This window comes from Skermanella sp., from assembly GCF_059503625.1.
Map to the genome: position 1 here is coordinate 1 of NZ_JCACHA010000703.1, position 11,587 is coordinate 11,587.

The 11,587-nt window shown below is 62.4% G+C and carries 9 protein-coding genes; 5 read left to right on the forward strand and 4 right to left on the reverse strand.

What is annotated here, in order from left to right; all coding sequences use genetic code 11:
- Positions 1-440: 440 nt before the first annotated feature.
- On the reverse strand, positions 441-629 hold the full coding sequence (locus AC5JJ6_RS23365) for a hypothetical protein (protein ID WP_496044354.1): 189 nt from the start codon (positions 627-629) through the stop codon (positions 441-443).
- Positions 630-900: 271 nt separating this feature from the next.
- On the opposite strand from AC5JJ6_RS23365, the gene AC5JJ6_RS23370 reads away from it, so the two are divergent.
- The 4 genes from AC5JJ6_RS23370 to AC5JJ6_RS23385 all read left to right on the forward strand — a co-directional run bounded on the left by AC5JJ6_RS23370 (position 901) and on the right by AC5JJ6_RS23385 (position 6,274).
- On the forward strand, positions 901-1,227 hold the full coding sequence (locus tag AC5JJ6_RS23370) for a hypothetical protein (protein ID WP_496044355.1): 327 nt from the start codon (positions 901-903) through the stop codon (positions 1,225-1,227).
- Positions 1,224-1,691 (forward strand): hypothetical protein, encoded by a 468-nt coding sequence (locus AC5JJ6_RS23375; protein ID WP_496044356.1) that lies wholly within the window; start codon positions 1,224-1,226, stop codon positions 1,689-1,691. Before AC5JJ6_RS23370 ends, AC5JJ6_RS23375 begins: the two co-directional genes overlap by 4 nt.
- Before the next feature lie 1,205 nt (positions 1,692-2,896).
- Positions 2,897-3,352 carry a hypothetical protein gene (locus tag AC5JJ6_RS23380; protein WP_496044357.1) on the forward strand — a complete coding sequence of 152 codons (456 nt, stop codon included), beginning with the start codon at positions 2,897-2,899 and terminating at the stop codon, positions 3,350-3,352.
- 1,449 nt (positions 3,353-4,801) lie between these two features.
- Entirely contained in the window at positions 4,802-6,274 is a 1,473-nt protein-coding gene (locus AC5JJ6_RS23385) for a hypothetical protein (protein WP_496044358.1), read from the forward strand.
- A gap of 112 nt (positions 6,275-6,386) precedes the next feature.
- Here AC5JJ6_RS23385 and AC5JJ6_RS23390 read toward each other — a convergent pair whose 3' ends face one another.
- Together AC5JJ6_RS23390 and AC5JJ6_RS23395 are read right to left on the reverse strand one after the other, a co-directional pair.
- Positions 6,387-6,614: a hypothetical protein gene (locus AC5JJ6_RS23390; RefSeq protein ID WP_496044359.1), complete on the reverse strand. Its 228-nt coding sequence runs from the start codon at positions 6,612-6,614 to the stop codon at positions 6,387-6,389.
- A 56-nt stretch (positions 6,615-6,670) separates the two neighbouring features.
- Positions 6,671-7,216 carry a DUF2934 domain-containing protein gene (locus AC5JJ6_RS23395; protein WP_496044360.1) on the reverse strand — a complete coding sequence of 182 codons (546 nt, stop codon included), beginning with the start codon at positions 7,214-7,216 and terminating at the stop codon, positions 6,671-6,673.
- 934 nt (positions 7,217-8,150) lie between these two features.
- Between AC5JJ6_RS23395 and AC5JJ6_RS23400 the strand changes: the two genes are divergently transcribed.
- Positions 8,151-9,827, forward strand: coding sequence for an ATP-binding protein (locus tag AC5JJ6_RS23400; RefSeq protein WP_496044361.1), 1,677 nt, complete (start codon positions 8,151-8,153; stop codon positions 9,825-9,827).
- Between the two features lie 111 nt (positions 9,828-9,938).
- Here AC5JJ6_RS23400 and AC5JJ6_RS23405 read toward each other — a convergent pair whose 3' ends face one another.
- The gene (locus AC5JJ6_RS23405) at positions 9,939-10,283 is read right to left on the reverse strand and encodes a hypothetical protein (protein WP_496044362.1); all 345 of its coding nucleotides are present in this window, start codon (positions 10,281-10,283) and stop codon (positions 9,939-9,941) included.
- Positions 10,284-11,587 lie beyond the last annotated feature (1,304 nt).

The following is an 11,587-nucleotide window of genomic DNA, read 5'->3' on the forward strand; positions in this document are numbered from 1 at the left end:
GCCCTGGCGGCCTGACTCAAGCCAACCAGCCTCCGGCGAAACCGGGGCGGTTCATATGACCCCGAAGCCCCACCTACCCAAGCTCAGAATATGGTTGGGCAGAGAGCATAATCGCCGACACGAATGCTTATGCCGGTAGTACTGTAGAACAGCGCCTCTTTGGTACTCGGAATGCACGATCAAGTCGGTAGCGTAGCGCCGATCCAATGGCGCCTCACCTCGGCCCACAGACCGCGGACGCCATCGGCAGGGCTGGCCACCCCCTTTTTGAGTGGCTGATCCCCTTCGGCGCCAGTCCGGCCTAGATGCAGGAGATCGGGGGGAGCACTTTCAGCAGGCCCATGTGGGTTGAGGGTGGCTGAAACCGCCTGCCGCGCCATCCCGGCCCCATTCCACTGCATGCTAGATTCCTCGGCAACTGAGATGCGAGCAACGGCCGCTTACCGAGCCGCGATATCGGTGAGGTCCAGAGGGTGGTGACCTGCCTCGAACACCTCGGCTGCGGAGGTCAGGGCTTCCACCCGCTCTCCATCCGGCGTTCCAAGATCAGGTTCAGCGGCAACGAGACGCCTGATCTCATTCGGAGCCCACCTGTAATCGGCTTCGGTGAAAATCGGCGCGACCTGCATGGTGGCACTTTCCAAAAAACAGAGGCATTCCGGATATTTTTCTATCAGAGGTAGAGATCGTCCATCCAACACTACCGCAGCGCAACCCACGGTAGCTCCGCTCAGTGTGCTTTTCCTGCATCACCGTTGCGGGCATGTAAGCCAAATGTTGTGTCTGCGCCTGTACACAACTTATGATTGAGAGAGGCAGTTCAGGAAACGCTCCCTGCGCCGCGGCGCTGTCCTTTCCTTCCCTTACACACGAGGACTTCGGGACGCTGAACGCGACCGCTTGCGGCGCTTCGTGGCAGCGGTTCCGGGCGCGCAGGCCGATATCCTAGCCGGACGAAATCGTCAGGAGATCGCCATTCTCACCCTGGCCGAAAGGCATGTCTGGATCATCCGCACCGCAACCGGCTTCGGCGCCCGCGGTGCGTCCGGTGGGCAACTAATAGCCGAAAGCACCTGTATCGGCGTGCTCCTGGCGATGGTGGAAGCCGCTCTGCTGGCAGGCCGACCTGCGTGCAGTGGCATGCCCAAGCTTTCCTATTCGGTGTCATGCAGACCAGCGCAGCCTCCGCGGCCACAAACAGCACCCAGCCAGGATGACCGCCCGTGATGGTTGGGCTGGGTGCAACCACGCCGCCGTTGAGCCTGTTGTGCAGTAGCGGAAATCTTCTCTGCATCCCAGCGCTGAGCTACGCTGCGGTCGAGAGCGCATCGGCTCAAATCGACGCGCTGCGGGACTACGCCGACCGGCTCGGAGTTCAGTTGACGGTGCATGATCGCCTGACCGGCATCGACCTCGAATGGCTCTGCCGCCGCTCCTGTGCGCCGCCAGGAACAGGCGCCGCAGTACTTCGCGCGCTGTGCAGCTACGCCGACCGTGCAGGACGGCCAATTCGCCTCATCGTATTGGCTGACCGCAAACGGCTGCTCACCTATTACAGCCGCTTCAGTTTTGAGGTCGGGCGTTCAGCCGAGAACGACATTGACAGCACGGAACTGGTACGCTCGCCAGGAAGGTGCGACCCTTCGCTTGGCATGCCGACCAACTATGGTGGCGCGATACTCTCGGAGTGACCGTCACGCGGACATCGCCATGTCGCGGCGTTGACCAGATTGTCACCCCTATGCCTGAAGGCATCAACGAGACCGCACCGTTAGCGCCGAACGTAGTCGCCAACCTCCCGCGAGGGATTTCCCTGTCCGGGTGAACCTTCTGGCCGCTGCTCAGCTATACGTGCCCCCAGGCCTGATCCAGCAAGGCACTATGGCCAAGCCTCGGAGGATGCTTCCTGCCACTTACTTCGATGGCCTCGAAATTCTGGTCCTCTTCCCAGGCGCAATGCTCGTGCGCCCGTGTCATGCGGACGATGGTAGCTACATCAGGGTAGGCGGTGGTGCCGTCGGTTGTGATACGGCCGGCAAAGTTGAGGGCAACTGCGAGAGTTGGGAAGTACCTCTCACGAGGTGAGCCCATCTACTCGACGACGTAGATGACTGCAAAACGCTCCTGCACTGGCTTGCTCTCCCGGGGGTGTTGAACGGCGCCATACGACGCTCAGAGATACGCCGCCCGAGCGGCTTGGTTTGCAAACACAACGGATTGTTGAGTGGGGAGGTGATCGCTTCTCGCCAAGATACGGTTGCATGCAAGGCGGTTTCTGCGACCATCTTTGCGGTCGGATCATGCTCCAGCCAAGCCCGGCTGCCCGTGTCGCTGTTGGAACTCGGTAGGGCCGCTCGCCAGCATGGTTATTCAGTCTCTTCGGGCGATCTAACGGGCCGTGCTTGCCAAGGCTGCGGCACCATGCCGCACGAAATGCACCGTGATGATCCCGGGGCGTCCCGAGATTACGGTGTACTCCACCGTGCAGTGCTCACGTCTGGCGATCTGCCAAAGGAGGGCGGCGAGTTCGGACACGTCGCCTCCACCGTATGCGAAGGAGAGGCAATCCGCTTTCCGTGCAGCCTGCCTAAGTCTCGACATCAGCAACATGCGACCTCGCATTCAGGCTGAGTCGGTCCGCAGCCCGCCGGGACAGCGTAAGCTCGCCTGACTGCCACATGCATTCTGTACTCGCATCAAATCAGCGTGGAGCGGTCACCCTTGGGTGCTATGCAGTCCACTTTGCGCGATACCTGTCACACATCTGCGGTCCGTGAACGATAGCGAACATTTCGCGGTGAGCAACGCGACCGAGAGGTGACGACGCAGGCCGCCGGGAGCAGATTCTTTCGGTTCATGCCACCAGCGTGCGGCGTGACGGAGGCCTCGTTCGAGAATGATGTCTCGTCTTGCGCTCGCCATCCTCGTCGCCTCAGTGGATGCCGCCGCAGCGGGCAGTGGAGCAACGCTATGGTGGCAGCACCGAGCGCTCGTCATGCCTATCCCGATGACAGTGGTCGGCAATCGGTCGATTGACGTTGGAACAGCGCCAGGGTTCTTCGGCAGCCTAACCAGCATGGGCTTCGCATGCACGGCGGAGGACATCACCCGCTGGCGCCTCCGACGTATCTGGGTGGAATGCTCCCGCGGCGCTGAGGCTTTCCGTTACGAAGGCGGCTTTCCGGTGAGCTATAGCTCTGTAGTATTCGATCGCATTCACCGCGACGGGCGGCTGCTAGGCGGTACCGACTTGATAACCCACGTCAACGCGGTCATCGATCACCGAGACAACAAGCAGGACCGGTTGGCCGTGCAATCCTTGAGTGCCGATCGAGGTTCCGAAAAACAGTGAGATCGTGCCCATCATGGGCCATTCCTCAGCACCACCCGCCGCGGACAAGCGACATCATCAGCCCGGGCTAATCGAGCGGCCGTAAAAGGCACGATCCTCCTGCGCGGCGTATGGCCTCACCGGCATGCCCCGGGGCGAGCACGAGCCGGGGGGGTGAGTTTGTGGCGCGGTTCCTCCAGCAACACCCGGGACACCGGAGCCTTGTCACCGAGGAATGACGGCATGACGCCATCAAGGTGGAGCACATGAGTGTCCTACCTCGTTGCCGGCACCGACCTCGCCTGTGCAGGCGCGGAGTGGGTGGGAGTGTAGAGATGATCAAGCCTTGGCTCTGACTGCGCGCTCTCTCTGGGCACAACGTCTCAGTCTCCGGCTGGTGTCCTGCCGGCTCAGGCTTCGGTGGACGACTTGATCGACCACTCCGACGACATCGCCTCAGCAGGCGACAGCTAGCGCAGTGGCAGCCGCGGATACGAAGGCAGCTTCATCCCAGAACACTCCGAGAGTATCGGCCCGCAGGAGATGGAGCACCAAGGCATTCCGCGCCGCGGCCTACGTGGTCACGCGATTTACCGAGGAGAAGCGAGCCTGCCGGGCTAATCGGTCCACCGCATGTCGGGCGAACTCACCGCTCTGTCTTAGACGCATCCCTCCCTTGCCCTGCGTCTGGTTTGGTACGCGGCCTACATGCAGACCCATGGCACCACCACAACTTGCTGAATTCGGGATATGCAGCGAGCGACATGAGGGGAACGCGGGTGAGGCGGAGCCCGCGACGCCCCACCCGCGTTCCTGTCATGTCCGCTCGTGTCGGGTGGAAGCGCGCCCTGCGCGGTTCCGCCCCGATAGGTCCAACCCGTCCCTCGTCCCGCCATTCAGCTATGTGGCGGTTCACCAGTGGGATGTGGCGTGCAGTTCACGGCTCATGGCTTGGCCGCAACTTCTACTCCGTTGGGGCCGCAGGCCCCAGGTCAGGTGGTGCATGGATGTAGCGCTCCGGAGCGAGGAATGGACATGGAGGTTGGGCCGCGCTCGGCCGTGGCCGGGCTTTGCCCGGCTCCAGCCTGCGCCCGACCCAAGCCTGACCTCGCGGCCAACGGGCACCTGCGGCCGTCGCCTCGCCGCGCGCCTGCGCTTCGCTCCGTCGCGCATCGGCGCGTGCCCGGTCGGTCAGGCGGCTTCGCTTTACTGCATCTAAATGGTCGATTTTTCACCTGCCAAACAGGTATCATGCAGGTGTGGCCGCGAAGCGGGCGCGCACTGCGCCACCGGTTGGATAAATAGGTCACGAGCTATTCTTATAGAGACATGCACCGGACGCGTTATCCGGTGTCCATTCATTTCAGCAGATCGAAACCCGCGGTGCTTTTGCAGCGGGTCTATTGGAGAGATGACGTGATTCGAGTTGAGGTATACGGCGGCCCGCCGGGATGCGGGAAGACCATTGAGTTGCTGGTCGAGATGACCAGCATGCCGGGCCGCTATGTGTTTGCACTGCCGACAATGGAGTTGATCGGCGAGAAGCTGCTGGACCTCTCCCGCGAGGCAGCGAAATCCGGCACCGAGCCGGTGATCCGGCCCATCCACAGCCGGGCCGAGAACCGGCGCTCACTCGGTGTCACTCGCGAGATCACCGATGCCATCGATGAGTACTCATCGCTGCCGCATGTCATCCTCGTCATCACGCACGAGGCTCTGATGCAGACCGACTTCACTTGCATCGAGGGCGGGCAGTGGCATATGCGGATCGACGAGGTTCCCTCAGCGGCCGTTGCGGGTGAGTTCCGTATCCCAAGCTCAGCGCGGTTCTTCGAGGCATCATACGCACTCTCGGCGTCCGAAGAGGCAGGTTGGCATCGCGTATCGCTGGCCGGCAATGCCCCAACCATGGCCGACGTGATGGCGGACGATCTGGTCAAGGATTTGGCAGCCTTCCACAAGAGGTCCAAGTCTCCACAGGGCGTCTTCGTAGATGTGGCGGATTGGCGCGATGCCCGGGACCGCGGGCGGACCGTGCGTTGGTGGTCAGCGTGGACCCCTGCTGAGTTGGCGCCCTTCGCCACGTCGGTCATCGCAGCGTCCGGGTTCTTTCACAGCATCACCTGCCTTGCGACCCGAAAGTGGTTTGGCGACGAGGTGGAGTTCGTGCAGCGGGATTTCGGCGCCACCGCGTTCCGCAAGGCGTCAAAAGTCCGCATCCGCTACTTCACGCACGGCCACTGCGGCTCGACCGAATGGTGGTTCCCCAAATCCTCGAAGAAGCACCCGGATGGTAAGCGTTGCCTCGCCGCGGTCTGCCGCCACCTCGAAGGTGTGCATGATCTCGGCTATTGGAGCGGCAACGCCGAGGTAGTCAACTATTTCGAGGGACGCCTTCCCGGCGAGCAGGTGCGGCCCAAGGTCGCGGGCTCGAATCAGTATCGGCACCTGACCTCGTGCGCCTTCATCTACAGCAGCAAGGCGCGTCCCGAGGATGCGATCCTACTCAGCGCATTCGGGCTGACGCGGGACGAGGTGGAACGTGCCCGTGAGCAGGAGGACATCTGGCAGTTTGTGATGCGCGGCGCGATCCGTATGGCCGAGTTCGACGGCACCTACACGGTCTACCTCTATGATCTCTGGCGGGCTGAGGTGTTGGCGCGGATGCTCGGCGAAACTGGCATCTCTGCTGATGTTACGCTGGAACCTATGAAGAAGGCCGGCATCCTCAATGTGCAGCGTCCGAAGCCGGGACCAAAGCCGGGCACCAAGGCCGCTGTAACGGATATCTCGTTCGAGCAGCAGGAGGAGGAGCGCCGCGCGGCCGATCGGCTGCGGAAGCAGCGCCAGCGCGAAAAGGATCGGGCCGCGAAAGCTGCCGAGGGGACGCTGCGCAGCCGTGGTCGCCCAAGGAAATCGGATGGGCCTGAGGCGCGGCAATAACGGCTATCATCATTCAACGTGGCTGCTGATGCGAAGGTTGGTCCATAGTGGGGATGAGCAGGAGTATTTGTCGCTGACCTTAGTGGGTGCTCCTGGCGAGCGGCCCCGAAAATTAGGCAGGCTCCTCTCCATCCACCAGGGTCCCGATCAGCCGCAGCAATTCCTGATGCTCGGGGCCATGCCCGCCCCGGGCACGGAAGTCGCCTATGGTGATATCGCTGCTTCTCCCACCGGACGGCAGGTTGGGCTCGTGCCTGACGAACACGCGTTCCGAACCGGAGTGACGGATGAGCGACCAGCGGTGGCCATTCGTGCTGCGGTAAAGCTCCCTGGCCTTCAAGGCATGAATGCTCCTCAGCGTCCCCGATCAGACCTAGCCGTAGGGCTTTGCTGCCATCAGGCCGCCCTCGCCTCTTCTCGGTAGGCCCGTTCCCAAAACTCCAGGGCACGTCCCTCCGGGCACCCCTCCCGCTCCCACAGGAAGTAGGCACGTTCCCGCAGGAAGTGCTCAGGATCATGCTCCCTGGCCGGCGGGGAGCCTTGTTGTGTGCCCTGGGGAGTGGCGGGCAGGTACGACGATCCCCTCCCATGCTCCGCCGCCATATCGTCATCGCTGCTGCCTGCCTGCATAGCCTTGCTGACCGCTCCGTCGGCTGCCCTCAGCAGAGCAGAGATGCGCTCGGCGGCCGGCTCGGGGACCTGCGGCAAGCCACACCGACCTCGGTAGATGATCTGGCGGCCAGAGCCGCAGCGCGGATGGAACTCGACGGTAAGGGCTAGCGAACCGTCAGCGACAACCAAGGTGCGGTAGAGGGCAGCACCACGGCCACCCAAGGGGGCCACCCAGGTGATCCAGTCGGGGGTCTCTCCTGGCGAAGGGCGCCCGATTTCCCACCAGACAAGGCTGGGAGGCGTCGCGGGCAGGAGCGGGGGTGAGGACAAGGCCAGACCTCCGAGTTGCGTGTAACCTAACCTTAACGTCAAGCTGTCGAGAATGGGATGTCTGCATCCCTCTCAGCCCCTTTTCGACCAATCACGCTTCCGTGGCGGAGTATGGCAGGAGCGGCAGGCCATCGCTCGGCAGGCAGCAACGCCTACTTCCGACGGTTCACTCTTGAGACACTTTCCTGTGCGAGTTGGCCATTGCCGCTCGCGCCACCCATATCGTTGAGGTGCCTGCCCGCGGAGCAATCCGCGACGGCCAAAAACGTCGCCGCCAGATGGAGTAAGAAGCGGTGCTGAGCGAGGAAGCTTTCGATTTTGAGAGGTGCTTCGGCGTACCCGCGGATCACACCCTGCGGCGATCCGCTTTGCCATTTGGAGTCGGAGGGCGGCTGGCCCCGAGGCGATGGGAGCATGAGGAATACGACCGGGAAGGTCATCTGGTCGCTGTCTATGAGAGTTGGGCGTGCGATGCCGATAGCCTCGCCTTCGTAAAGTACTCGCCTTATGGCTGGGTGCTCAGCATCTCTGGCCAGTCGCCGCGCTTTCCACCTCCCAAGCCGCGTCCGCGACTGGGGAAAGCAGCGTAGGTTCATCGGGATTGCGCCGGCCGCCTCGCCTCTCCGATGCGGCGGGTGGCTGTTAGGGATACCCGCCCCCCTCGCTGCTCATCCTCTGTCCCTGCTCGGCCGGAACAGGAAGGTATGACGAACCGACGATCATCTCGGTGCAGCCATCGTTACTTCCCGGCGTTCTCCAGCGGTCCCGAGCACCGGGCATCTGGACGCGGAACTGGGTTGGAATGGTGAATAGGGAGCAAGGCGGGGTTTCAAGGCAGCCATCGAGCGAGGTGCCGCCGGCTGGGAGTAGTCACGGCGTGCCAGCAGCCGGCAAGTACGAAGTCGCTTCTGGTGGCCCGGTAGGCGGCCCAGGATTGAGCAGTTGGCAAGAGGCTACGGTTGCTCACCCTGGCCTGGGCGACCGCGGCAGCGTGTTCTTTGCTGCGATCGAAATGACACGCATGCCCATGGTCATGACCAACCCACGCTTGCCACACAATCCGGTCGTATTCGCCAATGCCGCGTTTAGCGACCTCACGGGCTATACGCGCGAAGACATTCTAGGACGCAACTGCCGTTTCCTTCAGGGTGCGCTCACCAGCCGGGACACAGTGAGCCAAATCCGAACCGCCCTGGCTGAGCAGAGCCCGATTGCTGTCGAGATACTGAACTACAAGCGGAACGGCACACCCTTCTGGAACGCCCTGTTTATCGGCCCGGTCTTTGGTCCGGATGGCGAACTCCTTCATTTCTTCGCGTCGCAGTTCGATGCAACGCCGCGCCATGACGTGGAGGATGCGCTGCGGCAGGCGCAGAAGATGGAGGCGATCGCACAGTTGGCGGCCGGGCTGGCCCACGACTTCAACAACACCCTTCAGGTCGTGCTTGGCAATCTCAAGCGCGCTGAGACACGCCTGCCGAATGAACCTGAGGCGTTGAGGCCGCTGGAGCGCGCGCGGCAGGCAGCCCGGCATGCGGCGACGCTCACCCAACAACTGCTGACCTTTGCCCGAAGAACGCGGCTCGAAGCGCGTCCGGTCATCCTCAACACCGTGCTGTCGGAGATCGGTGACGTACTGTCGCGCACCCTCGGCGACGGCCTGGAGCTACGCTACGACCTCGACCCACGTCTCGCACTATGTGCCGTTGATCCAGCCCAGGTGAAGGTGGCTTTGCTGAACCTGCTGGCCAACGCGCGTGACGCCATGCCGGGTGGCGGTCGCGTGACCATACGCACCGGGACGGTGATGCTGGACGAAGCAACCGTCCTTGCCGGGAGAGACGGGCTGAAGCCGGGCCGGTATGTACTGCTAAGCGTCGAGGATGAAGGGCCAGGAATGCCGCCAGAGATTCTGGCGCGCTCCACCGAGCCGTTCTTCACCACCAAGACTGGCAAGCGCGGCCTTGGCCTCGCAACCGTTCATGGCTTCGTTCGCCAGTCGCGCGGGCGGCTGGACATCACCAGCATGCCCGGCCGTGGAGCCAGTGTGCGCATGCTCTTTCCCCTGGCGCTGGATGACACGGCGGGCACGCCGCAGCCCTTCAATGACAATGAAGCATTACCTGACCGTAGTGCGGACGGCACCGCCACAATCCTTGCCGTTGACGATGACGCGGGCGTGCTTGAACTCGCAGTGCATCAACTGACAACCCTTGGCTACCGGGTACTGTCGGCGCGGAGCGGAGAGGAGGCGTTGAAGGTACTAGGGCGAGCAAGCGAGCAGGTGGACCTGCTGTTCACCGACATTTCCATGCCGGGCGGCATGAATGGCCTTGTGCTGACCGAGCATGCGCGAGCGCTGTGCCCGGACCTCTGCATTCTGCTTGCGACCGGCTACAGCGACGACCTTGTGGTGCAGCAAAGGCCGACACAGGGGGCCAACGTGCTTAGCAAGCCATACAGCCAGACCGACCTTGCCGGTCGCGTGCGCGCTGCCCTGAACGGCCGCGGCAGTCGAGGCCCCGATTTTGAGCCGCGCGAGAAGCTTGGGGAGGCGCATGGGCCAGCTACCGACCGCTCGCGACCTGACCTTTACCAGCCTCATCCCTAGCCGAATGTTGGTCAGTTCAGTGATTAGTAGCTCTTTGAGGATTGGCGGTACGTCATTATCGGTGTTGCCGGTCACCGATGCCTGGATGGTGTCCCGACGCCTGCCTTTTGGTCACTCCTCAGCAACCCAGATTGTCCCTAGCATCCGCCCTGCATCGTCCCACAACTCCAGCCGCTCCCCGTTCAGCATCCTGCTCACCCATAGCTTAGCACCGAGAAGGCTACGCGCGGCGGCAAGGGTCTCAGCCCGAGCAGCCTCGAAGCTGATATGCTTACAGTTGCAGTGTTCTTCGATCGGTTGCTCGCCATGGTGCGGCTTGATGATGTATCCTGGCATCCTCGAAAAAAGGGTTTGCCGGCCGAAGGGTTCCTCGCAGAGCCGCACGAACCGCAGCATGAAAACCGCGTTCCCGCGGCAGATTGGCCTGCGCCAGTCCGGGTTAGGATCGGCGGTCAACAGACCCTCCGGGCTGAAGCTGATCGCCCTAACTCAGGGTGTCACCGCCGTCGTCACGGAGAAATAGCCGAATCAACTTCGCAACACGAACGAAATTATTTCGGCAAGAACCTGTTACGACCCTGGCAGGGTCCCCCAAGTCGGCCGAGCAGCGCGCGTCCATCCGCCCAAGCATCTTCCGCAGAGCTATAATGGCGATTAGAACGTCGGCAGGGCTCTGCTTGACCCTCCTCGTAGATTAGCCAAACCCAGGGCGTCGGCGGACGGGCTTCGCGCTGCGCTTTAACAAAGTACCGCCGCGGCGCAGGGCTCCCAAACAGTGGATCAGTCTGCGACTTGTTCATGAGGTATCCGGGGGTTACTGGCTCCTCTTACCGCATCGCGCAACTACCAATGGAGTTGCCCCTCGTGATCGCTGTACCAGCTTTTCTTCTTTAGCCTTTGATGTTCGCACAGCGCCGGATATGCGGGTCCGACCGTACCGTTTTATGGCGTTCCAGCCAGCAAAGCCGGCCCTGTCAGCGGAGACTGTGCGCCGCCACGTCCCAGCCTGCGCACTGTCAGGTCGCGCCGAGACCGCCTGCCGAGGCCCGAGCGCGGCAGACCATGAGCCTGACGCCAGTTCGCACCAAACCGCAGGAGGCTACACCAGCGACTCAGCCGCGGCCGCTAGGTGACGCCAAGATGCCGCATAGGCGGGAGGGGGCCAACCGGCCCCGGCCAATACGGTCCCTCGCCCGATCGACACCTTCCGACACACGCATCCACTCTGCCACCTCACCTAATGGTTGCCGGATTGGTAAAGAGCGTGGCTGGAGAGATGATTGGAAACAGGATCGCGCGGACAGCCGTACCGGCCTCAGAGCGACATTGCTGGCATGGTGTGGTCCAGCACCAAGGCCAAAGCGATAGCCAGGAGAACTACAGCGGCCCCAACGAGTAATCGGTCCAGTGCGGTCATGATTGCCACTCCTGACCAGATCATCGCAGGACGAAGGATACGGATGCGGTGCCGTTACGGTGAATGTCTGCACCGTGATCCCGAGCCGAGACACCCCTGTTTCGAACTCCGCGAAATGTCTTGCTTCAGCCCGCAGTCGGTAGCCTTGGCTCGGGCGAAAACGGGGAGGGTTTTCTCGCCGGTCGGAGCGATCCACTTTGAATAGCGTTTTCTCCTTCGTCCGCGTCAGGCAGACCACCGGCAGAAACATGCATGCATACTCGCATCCTCGCGGCGGCACTGCTCGCTGCCCTTAGTGTCCGTCCGGGATCATATTGTTCTTCGGCATAGCCTTCGCAGCATG

Coding starts and splice junctions, on each gene's coding strand:
- AC5JJ6_RS23380 (WP_496044357.1), top strand. CDS start 2,897: ATGATGTCTCGTCTTGCGCTCGCCATCCTCGTCGCCTCAGTGGATGCC.
- AC5JJ6_RS23365 (WP_496044354.1), bottom strand. CDS start 629: ATGCAGGTCGCGCCGATTTTCACCGAAGCCGATTACAGGTGGGCTCCG.